Annotated in this window: 22 protein-coding genes and 2 pseudogenes; 8 read left to right on the forward strand and 16 right to left on the reverse strand. The window is 75.3% G+C overall.

Annotation, left to right across the window (positions count from 1 at the left end):
• Positions 1–20: 20 nt before the first annotated feature.
• Complete coding sequence (locus QK440_RS15995) at positions 21–518, reverse strand: hypothetical protein (protein WP_282793761.1); 498 nt, start codon at positions 516–518, stop codon at positions 21–23.
• Between the two features lie 42 nt (positions 519–560).
• Positions 561–623 (reverse strand): annotated as a pseudogene (locus QK440_RS41405) (hypothetical protein); the annotation flags it as partial.
• A 557-nt stretch (positions 624–1,180) separates the two neighbouring features.
• On the opposite strand from QK440_RS41405, the gene QK440_RS16000 reads away from it, so the two are divergent.
• Positions 1,181–1,666 carry a nuclear transport factor 2 family protein gene (locus tag QK440_RS16000; protein WP_282793762.1) on the forward strand — a complete coding sequence of 162 codons (486 nt, stop codon included), beginning with the start codon at positions 1,181–1,183 and terminating at the stop codon, positions 1,664–1,666.
• A gap of 128 nt (positions 1,667–1,794) precedes the next feature.
• Here QK440_RS16000 and QK440_RS16005 read toward each other — a convergent pair whose 3' ends face one another.
• Positions 1,795–2,760 carry a zinc-binding dehydrogenase gene (locus tag QK440_RS16005; protein ID WP_282793763.1) on the reverse strand — a complete coding sequence of 322 codons (966 nt, stop codon included), beginning with the start codon at positions 2,758–2,760 and terminating at the stop codon, positions 1,795–1,797.
• Positions 2,761–2,950: 190 nt separating this feature from the next.
• Here QK440_RS16005 and QK440_RS16010 point away from each other — a divergent pair, with 190 nt between their 5' ends.
• Together QK440_RS16010 and QK440_RS16015 are read left to right on the forward strand one after the other, a co-directional pair.
• Entirely contained in the window at positions 2,951–3,613 is a 663-nt protein-coding gene (locus QK440_RS16010; RefSeq protein WP_282793764.1) for a TetR/AcrR family transcriptional regulator, read from the forward strand.
• A 243-nt stretch (positions 3,614–3,856) separates the two neighbouring features.
• The gene (locus QK440_RS16015) at positions 3,857–4,060 is read left to right on the forward strand and encodes a cold-shock protein (RefSeq protein ID WP_037622929.1); all 204 of its coding nucleotides are present in this window, start codon (positions 3,857–3,859) and stop codon (positions 4,058–4,060) included.
• Between the two features lie 239 nt (positions 4,061–4,299).
• Here QK440_RS16015 and QK440_RS16020 read toward each other — a convergent pair whose 3' ends face one another.
• Together QK440_RS16020 and QK440_RS16025 are read right to left on the reverse strand one after the other, a co-directional pair.
• The gene (locus tag QK440_RS16020; RefSeq protein ID WP_282793765.1) at positions 4,300–5,070 is read right to left on the reverse strand and encodes an alpha/beta hydrolase; all 771 of its coding nucleotides are present in this window, start codon (positions 5,068–5,070) and stop codon (positions 4,300–4,302) included.
• Positions 5,071–5,152: 82 nt separating this feature from the next.
• A complete protein-coding gene (locus tag QK440_RS16025) occupies positions 5,153–6,496 on the reverse strand; it encodes a tetratricopeptide repeat protein (protein ID WP_282793766.1) in 1,344 nt (447 codons plus the stop codon).
• A 10-nt stretch (positions 6,497–6,506) separates the two neighbouring features.
• Here QK440_RS16025 and QK440_RS16030 point away from each other — a divergent pair, with 10 nt between their 5' ends.
• Both QK440_RS16030 and QK440_RS16035 read left to right on the forward strand, forming a co-directional pair.
• Positions 6,507–7,841 carry a hypothetical protein gene (locus tag QK440_RS16030; RefSeq protein ID WP_282793767.1) on the forward strand — a complete coding sequence of 445 codons (1,335 nt, stop codon included), beginning with the start codon at positions 6,507–6,509 and terminating at the stop codon, positions 7,839–7,841.
• A 728-nt stretch (positions 7,842–8,569) separates the two neighbouring features.
• Entirely contained in the window at positions 8,570–8,740 is a 171-nt protein-coding gene (locus tag QK440_RS16035; RefSeq protein ID WP_282793768.1) for a hypothetical protein, read from the forward strand.
• Between the two features lie 31 nt (positions 8,741–8,771).
• Here QK440_RS16035 and QK440_RS16040 read toward each other — a convergent pair whose 3' ends face one another.
• The 9 genes from QK440_RS16040 to QK440_RS16080 all read right to left on the reverse strand — a co-directional run bounded on the left by QK440_RS16040 (position 8,772) and on the right by QK440_RS16080 (position 16,298).
• Positions 8,772–9,155, reverse strand: a complete 384-nt coding sequence (locus QK440_RS16040) for a VOC family protein (RefSeq protein WP_282793769.1) — start codon at positions 9,153–9,155, stop codon at positions 8,772–8,774.
• Between the two features lie 132 nt (positions 9,156–9,287).
• Entirely contained in the window at positions 9,288–9,530 is a 243-nt protein-coding gene (locus tag QK440_RS41410) for a hypothetical protein (RefSeq protein ID WP_349239296.1), read from the reverse strand.
• Between the two features lie 126 nt (positions 9,531–9,656).
• Positions 9,657–10,910 carry a hypothetical protein gene (locus QK440_RS16050; RefSeq protein ID WP_282793770.1) on the reverse strand — a complete coding sequence of 418 codons (1,254 nt, stop codon included), beginning with the start codon at positions 10,908–10,910 and terminating at the stop codon, positions 9,657–9,659.
• Positions 10,911–11,060: 150 nt separating this feature from the next.
• A complete protein-coding gene (locus tag QK440_RS16055; RefSeq protein WP_282793771.1) occupies positions 11,061–11,681 on the reverse strand; it encodes a hypothetical protein in 621 nt (206 codons plus the stop codon).
• Positions 11,651–12,433 (reverse strand): hypothetical protein, encoded by a 783-nt coding sequence (locus tag QK440_RS16060; RefSeq protein ID WP_282793772.1) that lies wholly within the window; start codon positions 12,431–12,433, stop codon positions 11,651–11,653. Before QK440_RS16060 ends, QK440_RS16055 begins: the two co-directional genes overlap by 31 nt.
• A 5-nt stretch (positions 12,434–12,438) precedes the next feature.
• Positions 12,439–13,539 (reverse strand): nitroreductase family protein, encoded by a 1,101-nt coding sequence (locus QK440_RS16065; RefSeq protein ID WP_282793773.1) that lies wholly within the window; start codon positions 13,537–13,539, stop codon positions 12,439–12,441.
• A gap of 5 nt (positions 13,540–13,544) precedes the next feature.
• Positions 13,545–14,975 (reverse strand): SagB/ThcOx family dehydrogenase, encoded by a 1,431-nt coding sequence (locus tag QK440_RS16070; protein WP_282793774.1) that lies wholly within the window; start codon positions 14,973–14,975, stop codon positions 13,545–13,547.
• 206 nt (positions 14,976–15,181) lie between these two features.
• Complete coding sequence (locus tag QK440_RS16075; RefSeq protein WP_282793775.1) at positions 15,182–15,319, reverse strand: hypothetical protein; 138 nt, start codon at positions 15,317–15,319, stop codon at positions 15,182–15,184.
• 271 nt (positions 15,320–15,590) lie between these two features.
• Positions 15,591–16,298 carry a hypothetical protein gene (locus tag QK440_RS16080; RefSeq protein WP_282793776.1) on the reverse strand — a complete coding sequence of 236 codons (708 nt, stop codon included), beginning with the start codon at positions 16,296–16,298 and terminating at the stop codon, positions 15,591–15,593.
• Positions 16,299–16,464: 166 nt separating this feature from the next.
• Between QK440_RS16080 and QK440_RS16085 the strand changes: the two genes are divergently transcribed.
• On the forward strand, positions 16,465–19,824 hold the full coding sequence (locus tag QK440_RS16085) for a BTAD domain-containing putative transcriptional regulator (RefSeq protein WP_282793777.1): 3,360 nt from the start codon (positions 16,465–16,467) through the stop codon (positions 19,822–19,824).
• A gap of 287 nt (positions 19,825–20,111) precedes the next feature.
• Here the strand turns inward: QK440_RS16085 and QK440_RS16090 are convergent.
• Positions 20,112–20,756: pseudogene (locus QK440_RS16090) on the reverse strand (M15 family metallopeptidase); the annotation flags it as partial.
• 93 nt (positions 20,757–20,849) lie between these two features.
• Here QK440_RS16090 and QK440_RS16095 point away from each other — a divergent pair.
• Positions 20,850–21,806 (forward strand): MerR family transcriptional regulator, encoded by a 957-nt coding sequence (locus QK440_RS16095; protein WP_282793778.1) that lies wholly within the window; start codon positions 20,850–20,852, stop codon positions 21,804–21,806.
• Positions 21,807–21,938: 132 nt separating this feature from the next.
• Here the strand turns inward: QK440_RS16095 and QK440_RS16100 are convergent, their stop codons facing one another.
• Positions 21,939–22,481, reverse strand: a complete 543-nt coding sequence (locus tag QK440_RS16100; RefSeq protein ID WP_282793779.1) for a DUF1707 domain-containing protein — start codon at positions 22,479–22,481, stop codon at positions 21,939–21,941.
• A gap of 403 nt (positions 22,482–22,884) precedes the next feature.
• Between QK440_RS16100 and QK440_RS16105 the strand changes: the two genes are divergently transcribed.
• On the forward strand, positions 22,885–23,682 hold the full coding sequence (locus tag QK440_RS16105) for a hypothetical protein (protein WP_282793780.1): 798 nt from the start codon (positions 22,885–22,887) through the stop codon (positions 23,680–23,682).
• Positions 23,683–23,771: the final 89 nt, after the last annotated feature.

Genomic DNA, 23,771 nt, shown 5'->3' on the forward strand with positions numbered 1-23,771 from the left:
AGGCCGGCGTCCACCTCGCCTCACTCATCCTCTGGCTCAGAGAACCCACCCAAGATCCTTTGCCAGACAGGCCCTAGCGAGCCACCGGCCGGACTGGGCTGGTCGGCGCGGTCGATCCGGCCCCCGGCCGGCGTGGTGTCCAGGGCGCGGTCCACGGGGCCTGGGGTCAGTGCGCTGACCCGTTCAGCCATGCCCTCGCCGTAGGCGGTCACCTGGGCGCCGATCTCTTCCAGGGCGGCGGCCCGAGCCGGCCCGGCGGTGGCGATCACCCGAATACCCCGGTGCAGCGCGAAGCGCACCGCCGCCTCACCCACGGTGGTGCCCGCGCCGTGGACGAGCAGCAGCTCACCCGGCTGAACGCCGAGGTCGTCGAGCGCGCGCCACGCCGTCTCGGCCGCCATCGGCAACGCGGCGGCCTGCTCGGCGGTGACGCCCTCGGGGATGCGTGCCCAGGCCGGCATCAGCGCGTACTCGGCGGCACCGGCCGTCGGGCCGTCGAAGGTGGCCGGGCCGAACACGCGGTCGCCGATCCGGACGCCGTCGACGCCCTCACCGAGCGCGTCGACGGTACCCGCGACCTCAAGGCCGAGCCCGCGCGGCAGCGGCGGCAGACGGTCGGCCAGGAGACCGTCGACGACGTGCCAGTCGGCTCATGGCCCAGGCCGCCGCCGAGCTGCGCGAAGTGGTCGCGCCACCAGCTCCAACGATCCGCTGAGTCGGCCGCAAACACGCCTCGCAGGTAAGCGTAGAACCGGCTGTCCCGGAAACGGCCTTCCCTCAGTGCGGCTTCCTGGTCCATCTGGTGGGTTCCTTGAGAGATCGTCGCCGGTAGTGACTGCGTCCGGCCGCTGACTGATGGTGTCCGCGCCAACTGGACCAGTGCAGCAGTTTGACCGTGGTGATGGCCGACGCAGTGAGCAGGCGAGCATGGCGAGGGTCATGTGCCGGTGCCATGAGGTCCAGTGCCTGACCTGGTAGTGGTCGAGCCCGTTCTGGCTCTACAGCCGGCTTCACTTGGCGCCGTCGGTGACAACCAGCCTGCCTATGTGACACCTACCGTGCTTCGGCTCACTACGACCACAGCTTCAAACACGAGACGTACCCCAGAAGAGCCACGATGCAGAGGGGGGGCTTCTTTCGGACTTGACCTCAAGTGTGGTTCAAGGCGGAGGCTCGAGCCATGACCACGCAGACGGATCACGCCGCGATCAGCACGCTCATCAGCCGCTACTTCCGCACCATGGACCGGCGGGAGTTCGAACGGGACTGGGCCCGTGCCTACTTCACCGACGACGTGCGCACGGTGACCCCGATAGGCGCGTCCGACGGAATCGACGCGCTGGACGACACCGGCGAGGCACTGGGGAGGTACGCCCGTACCCAGCACATCGCCTCGGACGTCCTGGTCGACGTCCGGGCCGACGCGGCGACAGCCACGGCGTCCTGGAACGCGCTGATGACACATGTGCACCACGCCGCCACCCTGCGGCAGCGCGGCGAGGGCGCCGACCCCCTTTTCGTCGTGGGCGGTTACTACGAGGCCGAGCTGCGCCGCACACCCGCGGGGTGGCGGATCAGCCACCTGTCCGTGCGGGCACTGTGGACGACAGGGCAGCCTCCAGAGCTTCCCCCCGAGGCTCGGCCGGCGTACTCCGGCCACCGCTGAACACGCCCCTGTCGAGGCACCAAGACGGCTGCGTCAGGGCGTTCCGCCTCACAGGTGTGACCGGTCCGGGAGCACCGCCAAGCGGGTGCCCTGTCGTGGCCCGGGCCGTGTACGCGTTCCTGCCCCGCTCAGGGCACCAGCACCACCCTCCCGAAGACCTCCCCCGCGTCCATCGCGCGGTGCGCGGACGCCGCCTGGTCGAGTGGCAGCACCTCGTGCACGACCGTGCGCAGGGCCCCCTGCGCGGCCTCGGTGAACTGGGCCGACCGCACCGCCTGCCGGTCGGGGCCGGGCACGGTGTCGGCGCTGAACGTGGCGAACGACAACGATCTGCGGAAGGCGGCCAGCAACCGCATGCCGAAGTCCGCCGGCGGCTGCCCGGCGACCACGCCTACGGCCAGGTACCGCCCGTTGGCGTCCAGCCTGTCCAGGAAGTGCGGCAGCCCGGGACCGCCCACGACGTCGATCACCACGTCGAAGTTCGCCGGCGCGTCCGGGCCGCCACCCTCGCCCGAGCGGTCGAGGACATGGGTCGCGCCGAGGTCCCGCAGGCGGGCGCCGCGCTCCGCCGACGAGGTGGTGACCGCCACCGCGCCCGCTCCGCCCCTGGCCGCGAGCTGGACCGCCGTGATGCCGATGCTGCCCGCCGCACCCCGTACGAGCACCCTCTCGCCGGGCGCCAACCGGGCCCGGGCCAGGGCGAAGTGGGCGACCACGCCGGAGCCGCCGAGGGTCACCGCGGCCGCGCCGCTCAGGCCGTCGGGCAGGACCAGGACGTCCTCGACCGCGGCGACGGCCTGCTCGGCGTACCCACCGGACAGACCGGTGAACGCCCACACCCGCCGTCCGGCCCATGAGGCGTCCACCCCCTCCCCCACCTCGGTGATCCTTCCCGCGACCTCGCTGCCGATGAGGTGGCCCTCCCGGAAGCCGTGGCCGGACAGCGTTCCCTGGCGGATCACGGCGTCCACGCCGCCCACCCCGACCGCCTCCGTGGCGATCCGCACCTGCCCCGGGGCGGGGACGGGTGCGGGCACATCGACGACCTCCAGACCGTCGGGGTCCCCGAACCTCCTGACGACGACGGCTTTCATGGCTGCTCCTCTGCTCGCTGTTCCTTGGTCCTTGGCCCTTGGCCCTTGGCCCTTGGTCCTTTCGGCGGACCTCTGGAGGGGCGGATTACGGTGATCGCCTCGTGGGCGTGCAACCGATCCCCCCAGCCAGGGCCGCACCGCCTTGGGACCGTAACGAGCGCCCCCGCCCCCGTGGCCGAAGTGAGAGACGATGAGCAACCAACTGCCTCGGACCGAGCGTTCCGATGCCCGAGACAACCGGGCCCGCATCCTGGACGCCGCCCGCGCGGTGTTCGGCGAGGAGGGCCTGAGTGCGCCCATGCGCGAGGTCGCCCGGCGCGCGGGCCTCGGCCCCGCCACGCTGTACCGGCACTTCCCGACCAAGCAGGCACTGATCGCGGAGGCCTTCGCCGAGCAGCGGCGGGCCTGCCACGCCGCCGTCCGCGACGCCCTCGCGGATCCGGACCCGTGGCGCGGGTTCCGGGGCCTGGTCGAACAGATCTGCGAACTCCACGCGCACAGCCGGGGCTTCGCCGACGCCTTCATGACGGCCTTCCCCGAGGCCATGGACTTCGCCGCCGACCGGGAGCGGACCCTGTTCGCGGTCGGCGAACTGACCCGCCGCGCCCAGGCGGCCGGCCGCCTGGGCCCCGGCTTCGTCGTCGACGACCTGGTCCTCATGCTCCTGGCCCACCGGGGCCTGCACGAGGCGCCGCCTGCCGACCGGATCACGGCCTCCCGCCGCTTCGCCGCGTACGTGATCGAGGCGTTCCGCACCGTACCGGAGGCGGCGGCCCCCACGCCGCTGCCGCCCGCACCACGCCTGCGGCTCAGCCGCTCGCCCGGCACGCCGTGGAGCGGCCCCGAAACCTGACCGCGTTGTCCGGTCCCTGCCACAACGCGGCCGGAAAGTGCCCCACGTCATGGAGTTCGACGCGTCTTGCAGCCGTTACCCACTGGTGCGGGATCATCTCGCCATGTAGCGTCGTCGTCAGATGTCGTGGTTCGCAGGACCTGCCCGCGCCTTGGCGCGGGCGCTTTGCTGTGCAGTGCCGGACCAGGGCGATCACCTCCAGGGCCGCGCGGTGCGGCCCGACGTCAACTGAGAGGCACCAGCATGGCCAGCGGAACTGTCAAGTGGTTCAACGCCGAGAAGGGCTTCGGCTTCATCGCCCAGGACGGCGGCGGTCCGGACGTCTTCGCGCACTACTCCAACATCAACGCCACCGGCTTCCGTGAGCTCCAGGAAGGCCAGGCGGTCACCTTCGACATCACCCAGGGTCAGAAGGGCCCGCAGGCGGAGAACATCACCCCTGCCTGATCCGGCACCACGCCCGGTACGACGCGGTTCGCGCGCCCAGCGCGGCGTACTGCCCGGGTGAGCACACAGCACAGGCCCGCCGGCCTCACGACCGGCGGGCCTGTGTGGTGTCGCCGGGGCCGCGCGGCGAGTCCGGTCGGCCGCGACGTGTGGCCGCGTTCCGGCTCGTGCGCGCCGACGTGGAGGCGTGCCGCGCCCGGCCTTGTGTGGTGTGGTGGCCTGATGTCGACGGACGTGCCTCATGCCGGGGACAGGTGGGTGAGGAAGGTCCGTACGGCGGCGGCGAAGGGGGCGGGGGCGTCTTGGTGGACGACGTGGCCGGCGGGGAGTTCGACCAGTCGGGCGCGGCCGGTGCGGCGGGCGATCATTTCTCGGGCGTGGTCCTGTGTCAGGACTTCGCTGGCCGTTCCCCGGACGAGGAGGGTCGGGCAGGTCACCGACTCCCAGTCGCTCCAGTAGGCGCCGGTGAGGGCCTGGTGGGACCGCACCGTGTCCGCGATGTCGAAGGAGTACCCCCAGCCGTCGTCGTAGTGGCGCAGGCAGCACTCGACGTACGGCGCCGTCGGGCCGAGCGCCTCGGCCCACGCCTGGCGGGACGGGGCGCCGCGGGGCAGTTGTGTGGTGAGCGACCAGTCGGCGTTCACCTCGGCGCCGACGTCCTCGACGATCAGGGCGGTCACCCGGTCGGCGTGGCGGGCGGCGTACTGGTAGGCGTTGACGCCGCCCATGGAGTGGCCGAGGACCGGCACCGGTCCGACGTCCAGGTGGCGGTGGAAGGCCGCGACGTCGGCGACGTAGTCGTCGCGCCCGTAACTCTCGGCGCGGTCGGACTCACCGTGCCCCCGCTGGTCCAGAGCGATCACCCGCCACCGCGGCGCCAGCTCCCGGGCCAGCGGGGCGAACACCGCTGCCTCGTTGTAGTGCCCGTGCAGAGCCAGCACCGGCAGGCCCGGACCGCCGAAGTCGAGGTACGACAACCGCCGTCGGCCGACTGCGAAGGACGCGCGCATGGCCCGGATGCTAGCGCCGGCCCCGGCTTGTCCGACGGGCGTCCGCGACAGCTTCACCTCCACGCGCGGCCCCGGCCGCGCCTCAAGAGGAGCCGGTCGGGTCCGGGCCCGGTGGGTCGGTGGTGTCCGGTGCGGCCACCGGGGCGGTGAGGACGGACCAGACCGGGTCGTACAGCGCGACGGCGTGTTCCGGGGTCTCGCCACCCGCCGGGGTCTCGCCACCCGCCTCGGTCTCGCCCCGCGCGAGGCTTTCGACGAAGTCGGGTACGGGATCGAAGGCCTGGTCGGGGGCGTTGCCGGGGGCCTGGTCGGAGGCGCCGGGCGGCGCGTCCTCGCAGAGCAACGGCTTCTTCGGCTTGCCCAGGTGGGCCAGCGTGGAGCGGGCCGCGCGCGCGAGCCCCGGATCGTGGACGTCCGCGACGCAGGCGGCCACGGCACGCTCCAGCAGGGGACGCGCCGCCGCGCGGTCGCCGGACTTCGCGTGGAAGGAGCCGAGTTGGTACAGGCCCAGGGCGGTGAGCCGCTCGTCCGTGCCGGTCTCGGCCAGCGCGAGACCCGCGCGTGTCCACCTGATGGCCGCCGCGCCGTGGCACGCCGGACACAGCGTCCAGTAGGCCTTGCCCATCTCCAGCGACGCCACCGCGACCTTCGCCTGGTCGCCCGCCTGCCGGAACGCCCGGACCGCCCACGCCAGCAGGGCCAGTGCGGCGCGCGGGGACGGCTCCCGGCCGCCGTTCAGGAGCGTACGCGCGTGGGTGAGGGCCACCATGCCGGTCCCTGAACGGTCACCGGGGCTGGCGCGATACAGCCGCGCGGCCCGGGCCAGGGCCTCGGTCGCGGCCATCGGCTCGCCGCGCCGCCGCAGCAGCTCCGCGAGGGCCACGAGCGCCATGGCCTCGCCCTGCGGATCGCCTGAGTCCCGTGACAGCCGGACGTCCTCGCGGTGGACGGACGCGGCCTCGGCCAGGTCGCCGCGCAGGGCGTGGACCAGGCCGAGGTTGTGCAGGGCCGCGCTCGCCACGCGCGGCCGCCCGGCCTCCGTCGCCACCCGCACCGCTTCCCGCAGCCGTGCCACCGCCTCGTCCAGGCGGCCCGTCAGGCGGCACGCGTTGCCGAGGAAGCAGAGCGCCGCCGCCAGGTCCGGCGGCTCCAGCAGCCGGGCGGCCGCCAGCGCGTGCGTGCCGCAGCGGTACGCGTCGGCGCCGTGCCAGTGGCTTTCCAGGTAGCGCTGGAGGGTGAGCGTGACCGCGAGGGCGGTCCGCGGGCGGCCTCCCTCCCGGGCGGCGGCAACCAGGGCGACGAGGTTGGTGCGCTCGGCGTTCAGCCAGGCCAGGGCCTGCGCCGGTCCGGGGAAGGCCCCCGGGTGGGCGTCCGAAGAGGCGGGCGGGGCGGGGGGGTGGGGGCTCGCGGTGTGGGGCGGTGTCACGGAGTTCGCCGTGCGGGGCGGTGCCCGGGCGCTCGCCGTGCGGAGCGGTGTGCTGAGGTTCGCCGTACGGGACGGTGCCCGGCCGCTCGCTGTACGGGACGGTGTCTGCGGGCTCGCCGTGCGCGGCGGTGCCCGGGAGGTCAGCGGTCGGGTCGGCGCCCGGGACGTCGGCCTGCGGGACAGCTCCCGGGAGCCGGGGCCCGCCCTGTCGCAGGCAGGCGTCCGCCGCCGCCGTCAGCGTCGTGCAGTGGTCGTCGAGGCGCCGGGCTGCCGCGCGCACCTCGTCCAGGGCGGAACCGGCGCCGCAGCGAGCGCCGACCTCGGCCCCGGTCCGCTCGGCCTTCTCCACCGCGTACAGCCGTACGAGATCGTGCAGGGACCAGCGTTCGGCGTCCCGCGCGGGCAGTTCGGGCACCGGCAGGTGGGTCCGGGTGAGCAGGTGGTGGCGGGACAGGTCGCCGAGGTGGCGACGGGCCTGGTGGTGGGGCAGGTCGAGCAGGACGGCGGCGGTGGCGGTCGAGACGTCCGGGCCCGGGGCCGTGGCGAGCAGGCGCAGGGCACGGGCCGTGGCCTCGGGCAGGCGCCGGTAGGACAGGTCGAGGCTGGCCCGGACCGCCAGCGGCCGCCCCTCCGCGTCGTCCTCGTCGAGCGCGAGGGCGTCCAGCCGGTCGCGGGCCTCCCGCAGCAGGTCCGCGTGCGCCGCGAGCGGCAGGGCGGGGTCCGCGCGCAGCAGCGCGGCCGTGACGCACAGCGCGAGCGGCAACCGGCCGCACAGCTCCGCCAGTTCGAGCGCGCCCGCGGGGTCCGCGGCGCACCGCGTGTCCTGGGTGTCCCCGGCCCGCAGAGCCGTGTCGAGTACCGTCACGGCTTCCTGCGGCGGCAGCGGGCCGAGGGTCACGCGGTGGGCGGGCAGCGAGGACAGCGCCTGGCGGGAGGTGATCAGGGCGCGGTGCGGTGCCCCCGGCAGCAGCGCGCCGTACCGGCCGGCCCCGCGGGCGTTGTCCAGGACCACCAGCAGCGGTGTCCCTCGCGCGGCCAGCTCGTGCAGCAGCCGCTGCCAGGCGTCCAGGGCGCCGTCCTCGGTGCCGGGCAGCTTCCGGGCGGGCACGCCCATGGCGCGCAGCAGCCGGTCCGCGACCGCGCCCGCGCTCACCGGCTCCCGGGTGCTGTAGCCCCGCAGGTCGGCGTGGACGGCACCACCGGGGAACCAGCCCCTGCGCCGCGCCTGGTCTGCCGCGTGCAGCGCCAGCGCGGTCTTGCCCACCCCGCCCATGCCCGCGACCGCCGAGACGACGACGGCGGGCGCGTCCGCCGCGTGCGGCCGGTCCGGGTCCAAGTGGCCTAGTACGTCTGCTACTTCGGCCTCGCGTCCGGCGAAGTCCGCGGGTGGCGGCGGTAGCGTGACGGGTCCCGTCGGCACCGCGCCCGGGGCCCGGTCCCGCGTCCGCGGGCGTCCGCCCCGCACCCCGGCGTCCCGCTCCGCGCGCGCGTCGGCCAGCAGGCGCCGCCACTGCTCCGCGTCGAGGAAGATGTGTCCGCGGGCGCCGGTGAGCCCGTCCGTACGGCGCCGGTCCTGGCGGCGGCGGGCCTCCCGTTCGAGGTGGGCGACCAGCTCCAGGAAGACCTTCTCCCGGTCCTCGGCACAGACGGTGTCACCGCTCAGCCAGGCTCCGAGTGTGCTGGTGCTGACGGGACGTCCACCAGTCCGTCGGCCTCGCGGTACGGGGTGTACGGCGTCCGCCATCCGCCGCAGCGACGGCGTGCCCGCGGCCTCGCGCAGCCTGGCCAGCTCGGCCACGAGTCGCCCGACGCACCGCCCGGCGCCTGCCCCGCCACCGTCCAACTGCCGCCTCCTCAAGGCCCCTTGTGGATACCCGTACCGCGCCAGTCAGGCGTGCCGTGCCGTGTTCCCGGCCCTGGACACCCCCGGACACCCGGTCACCACCGCGCCGACCTGGCCGACCACGGCTCCCCATACTGGTGCGCGATGGCCGGAAACCCCTCGGACACCGCTTCATGGGCCGACCAGCGGCCGCACCGGGCGGCCGCGCCCGCCCTCACCTGGAGCAAGCCATGTGCTGTCCGCGCGCCACCCCCTCCACCCCGGAGAACACGATCCGTCGGCGGCGTGCCGCCCTGCTGCGGGCCGCCGCGCGCCGCGTGGCCCTCGCCGCCGTCTCCGGGGCCGCGAGCGCCGTGGTGACCGCGCTGGTCCGCCTGCTGCACCTGCCGCCGCTGTCCTGACCGCCGCCCCGGCCCGGCGGGGTCCGTGCGGTCAGAGGGGCCGCAACCGGGAGCGCAGGAGGCAGAACTCGTTGCCCTCCGGGTCGGCCAGGGTGTGCCAGCTCTCGGCGCCGGTCTGGCCGACGTCGGCGGGCCGGGCGCCGAGGGCGAGCAGCCGCTCCAGTTCGGCGTCCTGGTCGCGGTCGGTGGGGTTGACGTCGATGTGCAGCCGCAGCTTCCCGTTCCGCGGATCACTGCTGGGGCTGAGGACGAGCGTGGGCCGGGGTCCGCCGAACCCGGCGCCGGGCGGCCCGATCTCGATGCTCCCGTCGTCCTCCCGGCCGATCTCGACGTAGCCGAGCACCTCGCTCCAGAAGGCGGCGAGGCGCTCGGGATCGGCACAGTCGATGACCAACTCACTGATGCGGCATGCCATGTGCGGCAGTTTACGTAGGGGCCGGGGTGACGTCCGGTGCGGGAGGGGCGGTCCCGACCCATGACCGCGCGGGCCGCGTCCGGGAACGCCGGCCGCTGCCCGCGCCGGGCCTCCGCCAAAGGCGGTTCCGCGCTAGCGGCACGGCTCCTGGCCGTCCAGCAGTCGCCACGCGGTCAGGGCGGGGTACGTCGCGACCGCGGAGCTGTGCCCGAACCGCGACGAGGGCATCGCCTGCGCACTGCGGCTGCTGCAAGCGGGCGGTCCGGTCGAACGGCACCAGTGGGCCGGTACGTTCCACGGCTCGCGGGCGATGGGCACCGCCGAGGTGTCGCAGCGGCAGTACGCCGAGGTCGGCGCGGTGCTGCGGCGCGCCATCGCCGGGTGAGCGTGCCGTGGCCGCGGGTGGTCGACCGGCCGCCGTCACCGGTGCCGGTGCCGTCGCTGGGGCCGGTGCGTGCCCGGTGCCGGTGGGGGGCGGTCGTGCGTCGCGGGTCAGGTGCGCTACGTGGTCCGGGGTGCCGCCCAGGCCTCCGTCAGGTAGCGGGCCCGAATTCCCCCGGCCCCCACCAGCGCCTCCCTCGCGGCGGCCGGGCCCTGCCCCGTCGTGCGTGCGTGCAGGCGCAGGGCGTGCAGGGTCTCGGCGTAGCCCTGCGCGTAGGCCCGGTTGGCCTCCCGGATCTGGTGGCCGGCCGGGATGTCGCCGAACAGCGTGGGCGAGACGGCCGCGACGCGCCGCACCACGTCCTGTGCGGCCCGGGCGCCCCGCTGTCGGCGTACGTCCGTGACGACGACGGGCAGCAGGCGCTTCACGCGGAACCACAGGGCGATTTCGGTGAGTCCGGGGTGGGTCTCGGCCGCCTGCCGCTCGGCGAGCACGGCCCAGCCCTCCAAGGCGCTGATGTCCCCCAGGACCGCCGCGGCGCCGCCGAACCGCAGCCGGGCGTGGTGGGCGTGCAGCGCGTGCCCCGGGAACGCCTCGTGGGCGAGGAGCAGCAGCAGGGCGAGCCGGTCCCGCGCGGGGGCGTACCGGGTGGTGGGGACCTCGGTCCCCAGGAACACGACGCCGCCCCGGTCGCCGGGCCGGAACAGGGCCACCGGTACGAGGTCGGCCAGCGGGCCGCGGGCGGTGCGCACCTCCGGTGGCCGGAACCCGGCCGGAGGAGGCGGCGCGCAGGTGGCGAGCAGCAGTCGCAGGAGGTCGGGCGGCGCGCTACCGGCCAGCGCGCGTGCCAGGGCCGCCGCCTCGTTCGCGTAGCGGCGGCGGGCGGACGCGTGCTCGGCGGCGGTGTCGAGCAGCAGCGCGTGCAGGGCGGCTCCGTCGTGGGCGTCGAGGAGGTGCGCTCCCTCTTCCCCGGCGGGCGTGGGGCCGTGGCCGTCGGCGGGGGCCGGACCACGGCGGTGCGTGCCGTCACGCCGGTCGGCCGGGGGCAGGCGCGCGGTGGTCTCCTCCTCGGGGCCGCACGGTACGACGAGGGGCTGTCCGGCCGTCGCGGCGGCGTGCAGGGCGCGCAGGTGGTGGCGGCACTCGTGGCGCGCCCACGGCTGATCGGCGGCCAGCGCGCGCAGGTGGGTGCGGGCCTCGGCGAGGCCGGTGCCGCTGTGGGCCAGGCGGCGCAGCCAGCGTGCCTGCCCGCGCGCCCAGTCGTCGGCCTGCCGTGCCACCGCGCGGTCCCAGGGGGTCGGCGGGCGGTCGGCGAGGCGGCGCAGCCGCGCGGACAGGGCGCCCAGTTCCGCGGCGCGGGCGGCCAGGTCCACGGGATGGGCCCAGTCCGGTTCGGCACCCCGCAGCCAGGCCGCCGCGGGGCGCGCGGCGGAACCAGACCGCCGCGTCGGCCAGGCCCCCGGCCAGCACTCCGTCGAGGTCGCCGGTCGGATGCGGTGCCTGCCGTGCGGCGGGGCGGGCCGTCATGTCCCCGCGCCCACGGGGACGGCGGCGCCCTCGTGCCGGCGTACGGCCAGGGCGGTGAGCAGCAGTCTGGCCGCCCAGTACGCGACGAACGCCGCGAAGGCCCCGGGCAGTCCCGCCACCGCGCGCCCGCACAGCGCCCCGGGCAGCAGGACCGCGACGGAGCAGATGGTGTTGATGGCCATCTCCGCCCTGGTCAGCAGCAGTACGCGGGCCCGGACGATCCAGTAGTGGGCGACGGCCAGGATGGGGCAGGCCGCTCCGAGCAGCAGCAGGAGCGGGCCGGCCGCGCGGGCCACCGCCGGGTCGGAGGTGAAGACCCGGGCGGTGCCGGGCACGACGGTGACAAGCGCGCCCAGGAGGAGCCCGAGGACGCCGTGCGCGCGGCCGAGCAGCCGCCGCACCTCCCGCGTACGGGAGGCGTCCGCCGCCCCGTCGAGCAGGCCGAGCAGGCCGAGCAGGACCAGCGCGCCGCCCGCGAGGCCGGAGACCAGTACGAACACGATCAGGTGAACCTCCAGGGCGATACGGGCAGCGCCCAGGCCCACCGTGCCGCCCCGCGCCACGAGCGCCGTCCAGGCCGGCACGGTCACGTGGTCGACGACGGCGGAGAGCGCCAACGGCCAGGACACCGCGGCGAGACGGGACCGCCACCACCGGCCGGAACGCCGCCACCGGCCGGAACGCCACCACCGGCCGGGCCGCCGCCATCGGCTGGACCACCGCCACCGGCCGGAACGCCCCGGCGGGTGGCCGCCGCCCGGTGCGAGGGCCCGCCGGAGGAGCGGCGGCCCGCCCTGCGGTACGAGGACCCGCCGCGCGGACAGCGGCCCGCCGTGCGCCCGGCCGATGACCGCGCAGGTGACCGCGGTGGCGATGAGCGTGGCGAGGCCGTCGCCCGTGGCTCCCCACGCGGGGAAGAGGCCGGATCCTGCCCAACAGGGCGGCCGGCGCGGGCGACGAGGAGCAGACGCGGCGGCTCACCGGCACCGGGACGGCCGTGGCCCTGGCGCTGTCCACCGGCTGCGCGGCCGTCCTTGCCGGTGGCACACCGTACGTCCTCGCGGCGGTGTCCGGTTCCGGGGAACTGGCGGGTGAGGCACAGGGATACCTCGTGCAGGTTGAGCAGGAAGGCGCCGAGGACGTTCGCCGCCACGTCGACGACGCCGCCGACGACGGCGACCGCCGCCGGCGCGGTGGCGCCGTGGTGGCCGACGACCGCGAGGTCGACGACCGTGGACAGCAGGGGCAGCAGACCGGCGACCATGAGCGGCACCGAGAGGACCGCCACGGCGCGCAGAGTGGTGCGCTCCCCCGCCACGGGCTCGGGGCCCGTGCGCGCACCACTCGCGCCGGGGTGTCGGTCGCGCACGCCCGCTACCCCGCGCTGAGGCAGTACATGACCTGGTGGCGCGCGTCGGACAGGCCCAGGCACGCGTTGGCCGCCGAGTCGCGCGCGGCGGGGCTGATGTGGGTCGACTTCTCCAGCGCGGTCGCGCTGAGCAGGAGGTACCCCATGGCGTGGGCCGCGTCGAGCCACAGGTGTCGCAGCGCCCGCTCGTGCCGGTAGCGCCACTGGTACCGCTCGAAGTCGGCCACCAGCAGCACCGTGGCCGCCGCCGACAGGGGCGCGGGCTGGCCGACCAGGATCGCGGACATCCGGCGGCGGAGCGCGTCGGCGTCGGTATCGGTGTCGGTGTCGGCACCGGCGTCCGCGTGGGCACCCCCGTACGGACCGGTGCCGGGAGGCCTGTCCGTGTCCGTGCCCGTGTCCGTGTGTGTTGCCGGGGTCGGTGTCGACCGCGGGGACAGCGGGCTCAGGCTGTCGTCCAGGACGTCGTAGCGGTAGAGGCCGCTCGGCAGGCCGTCCACCGCGTAGCAGACGACGTAGACGTCCAGCGCGCAGCCGAAGCTCGCCAGCAGGGACAACGGGTCCTCGGTACGGGTGTGGAGGGACAGGGCGGCCCGCATCCGCGCGCAGCCGGTGTGCAGGATCCACCCCAGTTCGGCCGCCGGGAAGGGGCGCCGCCGCGGCCGGGGCACCGAGCGCCGGGCCGCCAGGACGCCGCCCACGTCGAGCGTCGCGGACACCGAGCGGTGGTCGAGCCTGACCGGGGCCGGGCCGGTGGGGGGCGGCTGCGGTGCTTCGCCGCGGTCGCGGTAGGCGGCCAGCACCCGGCGGCGGATCCCGCCGTCGGGGTCGTCGACGTCGGCGTACCGGGAGCGCCGCGAGAACAGGTAGTACGGCGCGCACCAGCCCCAGTTGCGGGCGATCCACCGGTCGAAGTCGCCGCAGTCCTTCTCCGACTCGTCGATGAGCAGGCCGAGTTCGGCGCGGCGGGGCCCGTCGTAGACGAGCTCCAGCGCGGCCCCGGTGGACAGGCCGAACTTCCTGGCGCCGCCGGGCTGCACCAGTTCGAGCCCGTGACCGGTGTCGTCGGGCCCGGGGACGGGCCGGAGGTAGTGCAGGCTGACCACGGTGTTCAGCGCCTTTCGGACGAGGCGGGGTGCGGGGGCGGCGGTGCGGGCGGTGACGCGGTGCTCGGCCCGTCCTCGGCGGCAGCCGCCCTGTCCAGCGCGGCGGTCGTACTGTCCTCGGCGACGGCCGCCCCGTCCTGCGCGGCGATTGCCCCGTCCTCGGCGACGGCCGCCCCGTCCTGCGCGGCGATTGCCCCGTCCTCGGCGACGGCCGCCCCGTCCTGCGCGGCGGTCGTACCGTCCGGCGCCCCCGAAGCGCGGGCCACGTACCCGTCCCCCAGCGCGACGGACAGCACGGGCGCCTCCTCCTCCGGGGCCAGCCGCAGGACCTCGCTGACGCGGGTGTCGTCGATGCCGTGCTGCCCGAACGCGGCGACCCCCATGGCCTGCGCGACCACCTCCGTGGTCGTGAGCAGGTGCCCGACGTCCATGAACAGGGTGCGGAAGGTGCGCGGCTCCCGGTAGCGGTACATGTTGCGTCCGAAGACGCTGGTCATCACGAGCACGGCGCGGGTGGTGAACGGCGCCCGCAGGGCCCCGAACAGCGCCCGGCGGGCACACTCCGCGTCCAGGTCCGCGACCCTGTGCAGCGCCTCGTCACCGCAGCGGTAGTGGTACCAGCCCTCCGCGAGACCCGGTACGTCGAAGACGCACGCGTACCCCTCGGAGGGGTGCCGCGCCCCGCCGGAGGGACTGGTGCGCCGGACGAAGGGAGCCGTGCCCGGTCCTCCGCCCCGGCTCTCCAGGACGCCGAACACGCTGGACATCAGCCGCAGCAGGACCTCCGCGTCGAGTGCGCCCGCGCGGCGCGGCGCCCCGGTGGCCTCCTCGAACCGGGCGGTCAGGGTCGGCAGGACGTCGGTGACCCGGGGCGCCGGGACGCCGCCGCCCGGCCCCGGGTGCCCGGCCGCCCCTGGGTGCACGTCCCCCGCCGGGCGCGGCCCGTCGGCGCACGTCTTGTACCGCTGGCCGTCGAACTCCTCCGCGCGGTAGGCGCGCATGATGGCGCGGTCCTGCGTCCAGCCGTCGACGCTGTAGTCGTAGAAGGGGTAGTCGAACGTCATCAGATGGTGGTCCGCGGCCTCGCTCCAGCCGTACGCCCGCCACTGGGAGAGGAGTTGCTCCACCCAGCGCGTGCGGTCCGAGGTGACCGCCGCCACCAGGATGTCCTTGCCGAGGAGCGTGTCGAAGGCCGTGGCCAGGTCGGCCTTCCGCGCGTCCGCGTGGGCGGCGACGGCGTCCACGGCCGCCGCCCGGGAGGTCGGTCCCGCGGCGACCACGCACAGGGCCGCGGCGTGCCGGCCGATGGCGAGGTGCCGTTTGGTGACCAGGTCGACCGCGAGCCATCGCGGGTTGTTGAAGGAGCCCGGCGGCACCAGCCGCACGGCGGGGTTCAGCCGGTAGCGTTCTTCGGGCCTGACGTCTGCGGTGTGCACTGCTCGTGTCCCCTCGTGTCCCTCGTTTCCCACGCGCCTCTTGGGCCCGTACGGCCGTACGACCCCCGCACGGGCCCCCGTAAGCCCGCGCCGGGCCGCCCCCGGAACGGCACCAGGAAGGTCCCTGGGAGAGCCGCCCGGGGTGGCGCCCGTGCCGGCGCCGGGGTCGAGACCCGGTGCCGGCACGGTGTGCGTGCGCGCCCGGACTAGCCCATGTCGGGGCGGTACTGGATCAGGGCCGCGGCCGCGTCCTCGACCTCGGTCACCGCGAAGTCGTCGATGTCGGGCACCTCGGCGCGCGCGTCCACGTCCTGCGTGCGCGGCGTCTCTTCTTCCTGCTCCATGCGTTGCTTCCTCTCTCGATTCATCCGATGCGCTCGATGCACTCCACGTGCTCGATGCGCCCTGTGCGGTGTGTGCGGTGTGGGCGCTCTGCACGGTGTGTGTTTCCGCCCGAGCGGTCCCGCGTGCCGGACCGCGTGCGGTCCTTCTCCTGGTGCCGCCCCGCCCGCGGCCGGTGCCGGCCTGCGGTCACGCCCGGGTTCCCTTCTCCCACCGCGGTCGCGCGCGGCTCACGCTCCGCGTTCCGCCCGCGCGCCGCCTTCCGCGCGCGGCTCACGCCCCCGGCGGAAACTCGATGTCGTCGCCCCGTCCGCCCTTGTTCCGCAGTGCCCGGAACCCGAAGCTGAGCAGGACGATCTCCTCTCCCCCGGCCACCGGGGTCCGCCCGTGCGGGGCGAACACGCCGTCGAAGACCAGGATTTCCCGCTCCCCGAGCTCCACGAAGCGCCGCTCGCGCCCCTCCAGGAACACGGTCCTGCTGCCCGTGCAGCCCTCGTTCGGCGGCCGGTGGTGCAGGCACAGAAGCAGGGTGATGTCGCCGTAGCGCTCGTCGTCCAGGTGCAGTTCCAGCGCGCTGCCGTCGAACAGGTAGCCCAGGTAGGTCGACGCGTGCGGCGCCCGTACGGCGACGCCGGTCACCGACTCCACGTACCGGGCCAGGTCCACCGTGCGCACCAGCTCCAGCGCGGCGACGCCGAACTTCGCGTTGACCTTGCCGTTGTTGTACTCGGGATCGGTACGGAAGCCGCGGCGCGCCTCGGCGAGGAGCGCGATGCGCCGCCCTTCCGTGAACCAGGCGGGGCGGTCGGTGCGCGGCCGGTCGGTGAACAGCCTGCCCGCGAGCCCCGCCGCGGCCTCGTCCACCAGCCGGCCCGCCTCGGTGCCGGGCCCCGGGAGGTCCTGCACGGTGACCGTCCTGCGGAACCACCGCGCCCAGGCGAGTGTGGCCGCGATCTGCCCTGTGTCGTCCAGCGCTCCCATCCGTCCGCGCCCCCTTCCGGCCGATGGCCGCCGTCGTCCCGTTCCCTCACGGTGCGGGCGGGCGCTGTCGTCGCGGTCACGTCCCGGTCACACGCCCCGCCAGGAGGGCGCCCGGGCGAGGTTGGGCGGAGCAGCCCCGCCCCTCGTCACACAGTGCGATACTCAAGTGACGGTGCGCGTACGCGCGGCGTTCGGCACGGGCGCGGACGGGGGCTCGATGGGCTTCGAGTTCAGGCTGCTGGGGCCGGTCGAGGTGGTGTCCGACGGCACCGCCGTGCCGGTCCCGGCCGCGAAGCAGCGGATCGTCCTCGCCACGCTCCTGCTCGACGCGGGCCGCGTCGTCCCCGTGGAGACCCTGGTGGACCGGCTGTGGGACGAGGACCCGCCGGCGGGCGCCCGCAACACCCTGCAGAACCACGTCCTGCGGCTGCGCCGCACCCTCGGGGCGTGCGGCGGCCCCGGCCCTGCCGGTCAGGGACCGGTGCGGACCTGCCAGCGCGGGTACGCGCTCGACGTCGCCGAGGGCGCGCTCGACCTGCACCGGTTCGACGTCCTGACGCGGCACGCCAAGTCGGCCCTGGCGGCGGGCGACGCGGCGCGGGCCTCGGCGCTGCTGTCCGAGGCCCTGGGGCTGTGGCGGGGGCGCCCGCTGGCCGACGTGCCGTCCGCCTCCCTCCAGCGCGACGTCGTACCCTCCCTCCTCGAACGCCGCACGGTCGCCCTCGAACTGCGCGTCGGGGCCGACCTGCGCCTGGGACGGCACACCGAACTGCTGCCCGAGCTGGCCGAGTTGACCGCGGCGCACCCGTTGCAGGAGCCGTTCTGGGCGCAGCGGATGCTGGCCCTGCACCGCGCGGGGCGTCAGGGCGAGGCGCTGCGCTGCTACCGCACGGTCAGCGCGCTGCTCGCCGAGGAACTGGGCGTGGACCCCGGCGCCGCACTGCGGGACCTGCACCGCCGGATGCTGGCCGACGACCCGAGCCTGGCCGGTCCCGCGCCGCGCGTCGCCGCCGGCGCCCTGGACACCGGTGGCTCGTCTGCCGCCGCCCGGGACACCAGTGGGGCGCGTGGCGCCACCACCGGGTCGGGCCGTGGTCCGCGTGCCGCCGCTCCGGATCCCCGCGAGGACAGCGGTCCGCGCGCCACCACTCCGGGCCCCCGCGAGGACAGTGGTTCACGTGCCGCCGCCCCGGGCCCTGGCAGTGCGCGCCGTGCCGCCGCCCCGGCCCCCGACGGCGCACGCGGCGGCACCAACCCGGACCCCGGTGGTGCGCGCGGCATCGCCTCCCCCGCCCCCAGTGGCACGCACGGCGCCACCGGGCCCCGGGGCGGCGGCGCTCCCCCGCACGCGCCCGTGCCCGCTCCCCGCCCGGAGCCGGCCGCCCCCGGCATCGGTTCCGTGCCGCGCCCCGGTGCCCAACTCCCCGCCGACACCACGTCGTTCGTCGGGCGGTGCCGCGAGCGGGCCAAGGCCGCCCAGCTCCTGGACATCGCCCGGCTCGTCACGCTGACCGGCGTGGGCGGGGTGGGCAAGACCCGGCTGGCGCTGCGCGTGGCCGCCGACGTGTCCGGGTCCTGCCCGGACGGGGCGTGGGCGGTGGACCTGGCCCCGCTCACCGACCCCAGGCTCCTCGACCGGGCCGTGTGCGAGGCGCTCGGTTTCCGCGACCACTCCGCGCTGCCCGCGCGGGAGGTGCTCGTCCAGCGCCTGCGGGACATGCGCGCCCTGCTGGTCCTCGACAACTGCGAGCACGTCGTACCGGCCGCCGCCGACCTGGTGCACGCGCTGCTGCGCGCGGCCCCCGGCCTGCGGGTGCTCGCCACCAGCCGCCATCTGCTCGGCGTGCCGGGCGAGCACGTCCTGCCGCTGCCCCCGCTGGCGCAGGACGAGGCGCTGCGCCTGCTCGCCGACCGGGCGCTCGCCTCGGCCCCGGGCCTCGCCGTGGCCGCCGCGCACGGGGACACGGCGCGCGACCTGTGCCGGCGCCTGGACGGCATCCCGCTGGCCATCGAGCTGGCGGCGATCCGCCTCGCCACCCTGTCGGTGGAGGAGATCCTCGAACGCCTCGACGACCGCTTCCAGGTGCTGGCCGACGTCGACGCCCACGGCGGCGCCACGTCCGCGTCCCGGTACGGCCGTACGCTGCGCGGCGTGGTCGACTGGAGCCACGACCTGTGCACGGGGTCCGAGCAACTGCTGTGGGCGCGGCTGTCCGTCTTCTCCGGCGACTTCGGCCTGGAGGCGGCCGAGACCGTCTGCTCGGGCGACGGGATCGACCGCGAGGAGGTCGTACGGCTGCTGTCCGCGCTGGTCGCGAAGTCCATCCTGAGCACCGGCAGACGGGCCAGCCGCACCCGGTACCGGATGCTGGAGACCATCCGCCAGTACGGCCGGGCGCGGCTGCGCGAGCGGGGCCAGGAGACCGCGCTGCGCCGCCGGCACCTGGATTACTACCGCTCGCTGGCCGCCGCGGCCGCGGCCCGCTGGTGCGGCCCCGAGGAGGTCGACTGGCTGGCTCGGTTGCGCCACGAGGTGCTCAACATCCGGGCGGCCCTGGACTTCGGCGCCACGCACCCCGGCGCCGCCGCCGCGGGCCTGGAGATCGCGACGAGCCTCACCCGTACCCGGTTCTGGTTCTTCAGCAGCACGCTCGGCGAAGGGCGCCACTGGTTCGAGCGCACCCTGGCCGCGGAGGCCGGGGCCCACGCCGGGGCCGACGGCGGGGCCGGGGCAGCCGCGGCGCACGAGGTGCCGTCGTCCGGGCCCCCTCCCGACCCCGTCCGCATCGGGGCGGTCAGCCTCCAGTCGTGGATCGCGCTGTGCCAGGGGGACCGGCCCGCCGCGCGCCGCTTCCTCGACGACTGCTACGCCATGTCGGCGCGGCTGCCGCACGGCCCCGCGCTCCCCCAGGTGCTGTTCATCCGGGGCGCCGACGCCATACTCATCCACGGCTGCGGCACGTCGATCGCGCTTCTGGACCGGGCCCGGGCCCGCATGCGGGAGGCGGGCCTGACCGGCGACGCCCATATGGCGACCATGCTGTGGGCGATGGCGTGCGGCTTCTTCGGGGAGCGGGAGGCGGCGTTCGCGGCCTGTCAGGAGTACGTGGCCGACGGCCGGACCCACGGCGGGCCTTGGGCCGGTTCGTGGACCCTGTGGGTGCACGGCCTGACCGAGCTGCTGCACGGCGACCCGGGCGCCGCCGTCCGCCTGGTGCGTGACAGCCTCCTGCCCCAGTGGGCCATCGACGACCGCTGGGGGCCGGTGTGGGGCGTGGAGTCGCTCGCCTGGGCCGCCGAGGCCACGGGCGAGCCGGACTACGCCGCGCGGCTCCTCGGCGCCGCCGCCCGGCTGCGCCGCACGACGGGCGTCTCCCTCGACGGTTTGACCCCGTTCTACGACGTCCACGTCCGTACGGTCCGCAGGGCCCGCGCCGCCCTCGGCGACGAGGCCTACGTGGCCGCCTTCGCCCGCGGCACGGACACGACCGGGGCCGGGCTGCGGGACCTCGTCCTGCGGACGTGAGACGGCCGCCGGAGCGCCCCGCCACGGCACGCGGACATCCACGGAGCCGCTGGACCGCCGAGTCGCCGCAGCGCGTGTGCCCCGGGCCTCGGCACGGCTCAGAGACCCCGTACGCCCGACTCCTGAACCACGTTGGCCTGCTCGGGGTGCGCGGGGTCGCGGGACGGCACGCTGCCTCCACGGCTGTCAGGACCGTCCGACACGGAACCGTCAGCCGCGGGACCGGCGGAACCAGCGGGACCGCCAGACGCCGGGCCGCCGGACACGGGACCGCCGGACACGGGGTCTTCCCGCGGGCCGTAGAGGGCCGCGGGCGCCCCCGTGACCAGCGCCCAGTAGCGGTCGCCGAAGGACCAGTGCCACCACTCGGTGGGGTAGTTGACCAGGCCCGCCGCGGTGAGGGCGGAACCGAGCGTCTCCCGGTTGGCGCGGGCCCGCGCGCTGATGTTCGCGGCATGGGTGTAGCAGGCGCCGTCGCTGTCCTCGGGGTCCGCGTCCAGCCGCGTGCCCATGTCGAGTTCGCGCCCGTCGGCGTCCGCCAGGGTGAGGTCGACGGCCGCGCCGGCGCTGTGCGGGGCGACGGACGGCGGTGACACGTACCGGCTCGCCGCCGCGTGGGTCCGCTCGGCGGACCAGTCGGGGTGCAACGCGCGCAACTCGCGCATGTGCTCCTCGAAGTAGGACCGCTGCAGCGCCAGCGGCCGGTACCCCTCGACGAACACCAGACGCAACCGGTCCGGGAGCAGCGTCTGGGCCTTCAGCAGCCGTTCCAGCAGGCCGGCGCGGACGTACGCGAAGACGCCCGCGGCGTCCTGCTGCCGGTCGTCGACCAGCAGCCCGCCGTGACGGCGTACGTCGACGAGGTGTTCCCCGCACTCCGCCACGGGTATCGCGGCGACCCTGGCGTCTGACATCAACACGATCTCGGTCATCACGCGATGATCCCGCGTCGCCTCCCCGTCCGGAAACCCCTTGTGTGCCACACGTATGGAGTCTCCAGCGGGGGGAGACCGCACGATGGGGTCATGAACGGCGACGCGCTCCTCTCCATCGGTGAACTGTCCCGCCGGACCGGCCTCCCGGTCCGGACCATCCGGTTCTACTCCGACGCGGGCGTCGTGCCCCCGGCCGACCGCAGCCGGGCCGGGTACCGGCGCTACGACGCCGGTGCCGTGGCCCGCCTCGACCTCGTGCGGACCCTGCGCGAGCTGGGCCTCGACCTCGCCACCGTCCGCAAGGTGGTCGAGCGGGAGGTCCCGCTGTCCGAGGTGGCCGCGGCCCACGCCGAAGCCCTCGACGTGCAGATCCGGGTGCTGCGGCTGCGCCGCGCCGTGCTGACGGCGGCGGCCGGACGCGGCTGCACACCGGAGGAGTTGGGGCTCCTGCACCGCCTGACCCGGCTCTCCGGGCGGGAGCGGCAGCGCCTGGTCGACGACTTCCTCGACGCGGTCTTCGGCGGGCTGCGCGCCCACCCCGCGTTCACCGCGGTGACGCGGTCCCTCACGCCGGAGCTGCCCGACCACCCGGACCCGGAACAGGTGGCCGCCTGGGCGGAGTTGGCGGAGCTGTTCCAGGACGCGGACTTCCGCTCCAGCATGAACCGGATGGCCGGGGAACTGGCGGCCGACCGCGCGCGGGACGACACCACCGGGCTCCCCGTCGTCCTCGCCGAGGCGGTCCGCGCCCGGGTCGAACCGGCCCTGGCAGCCGGTGTCGACCCGGCGTCGGCGGCGGCCGCCACGGTCATGGCCCCCGTCGTCGCCCACTACGGCCGCGTCCTCGGCCACACCGAGGACCGCGGCGCCGCCGCCGACACGATGCTCCGCCACCGCCTGGCGGACCGCCTGGAGGACATGAAGGACCCGCGCCGCGACCAGTACCTGCGCCTGCTCGCGCTCGTCAACGGCTGGCCGGTCCCGGAGAGCCTCGCCCCGGTGCTCGACTGGTCGGTCCGGGCACTGCGGACCACGTCTCGCGCCTGAGACCCGACGCGGAACGCGTACGCGTCCGTCCGTCGACCGGTCCCCCGCGCCGTGCCGGGCCCGACGTCCACGCGTACGCGACCGGGTGGCCGTACGACAGGTCCCACCCGGACGCGGAGCAGCCGGACCGTGTCAGCGCCGGGCGTGGCGGATCGTCAGGCGGCCCATGCCCATCGCGCCGAAGACACGGATCCTGGGCCTGCCCGGGCCGGGGCGCCGCGGGGGCTTGTAGCGCGTGTCCTTCAGGCCGGTGTACAGGTCGTCGAAGTCGACGACCGCGTCGCGGGGCACGGTGATGCCGGCCCTGCCGGTGCCGAGGTGCAGCTCGATGTCGATGACCGGGTGCTCGATGACCGCGCGGGACAGGTCCAGGCGCACCCTGCCGTACGCGGACTCCACCTTGAGGTGCCGGGGCACCCGCCAGGCGCCGCGCCGCTTGATGCGGCCCGTGGCGGCGTTGATCGTGGCGGTGGTGCCCTTCTCCTCCCGCGGGAGCGCGGCCAGGGCCGCCTCGACCTCGTCGTGCGTCGTGGCGGTGAGCACCTGGTCGAGGCGGGCGTCCATCTCCTGGTGGGAGACGTGTCCCGCGGCGTACGCCTCCTGCAGACGCCGCACGGCCTCGTCACGCTCACTCTCACCGACGCGCCTCTGCGGGTCTTCCGACAGGGAGTTCATCCCCACACTGTAGGCCCACGTCAGCCGCATGGTGCATGTGCTGCGCGGGAGTTGACCGCGCCTCCCGCGCTCATGGCTCCTGAGGCGTGCCGCACCGCGCGCGTTCGTACGGCCGTACTCCGTGAGGGTGGCTCTCCCCCGCCGGGTGGCTCGTCCGCCGTCGTGTGGCTCTTCTCTGACGTGTGACTCTTCCATGACGTCGGAGGAATTGTCTGCCGCAGAACACACGTGAAGATCTGCATCCGGGGTAGGACAGCGTAACTTGGGACGGAAGCAGCCGTTCTTGTGTGCCGTGTCTTCGGACCAATCCCACCCCGCGCACACAGGATCATGGCGCGAAACATACGGGTAGGATCCGCCAACACCCGTTCGTACGCAGGAGAGCGCAGGAGAGGTGGACGCCATGTCTGACGCCCTGACCGAACCGACCGGGCTCGAGAGTCAATACGCCGCGCAACTGTCGGCGGACCTTGAGCGCAACGCCACGGAACAGGACCGCATCGGTGCGGAAGTGATCGCCCTGCAGGAGAGGTTGCAGGGTCTGCGGCGCGACCGGGAACTGCTGCTGAGGCTGCAGCGGCTCCTGGGCGAGCAGTCCACACAGGCCGAGCAGTCCCAGGAGGACGTGCGGTCCACGGAGGCTGAGCAGTCCACGGAGGCTGGGCCGCGGGCCGCGGAAGAAGCCGTATCACAGGCCACGGAGGAAGCCGGGGCGAAGGCCGAGGCGGCCCCCGCGAAGCGCGTCCCGGCACCCCGGGGATCCCGTCCCGCCACGCGCGCCACCAAGACCCGGGGGAGCTCGGCGGGGACCAAGACGAAGCGACCCGGGCGCAAGAAGCCCGCGCCGCCCAAGAGCAGCGGCAAGGAGAAGGCCAAGACCAAGGACGGGGCCAAGGCCGCGTCCCCGACCGGGCCGACGCTCATCGAGCTGGTGCGCGCGCACCTGGGCGAGCAGAAGGAACCCCGCTCGGCCGCCGAGGTCACCGCGGCGCTCACGCAGAACCACCCCGAGCGCGCCGTCAAGACCACGGTCGTCCGCACCACGCTGGAGAACCTGGTCGCCAAGGGGCAGGCCCAGCGGTCCAAGCAGAAGAACTCCGTGTTCTACAGCGCCCCCGAGGCCGGTGAGCAGCAGCCCGCGCCGCCGCAGGACACAGCGGCCGCGTCGCAGCCGGAGCCGGAGGCGAAGCCGGAGGGCTGACGCGCCGCGGGCGGCACCTTCCGTGAGGTGGCACTCTCGGTGGTGTGCCACCTCGCTGAGATGTCAGCTCCCATGAAGTGGCACCTCCC

This window comes from Streptomyces sp. CC224B (assembly GCF_030010595.1).
GTDB lineage: Bacteria > Actinomycetota > Actinomycetes > Streptomycetales > Streptomycetaceae > Streptomyces > Streptomyces longispororuber.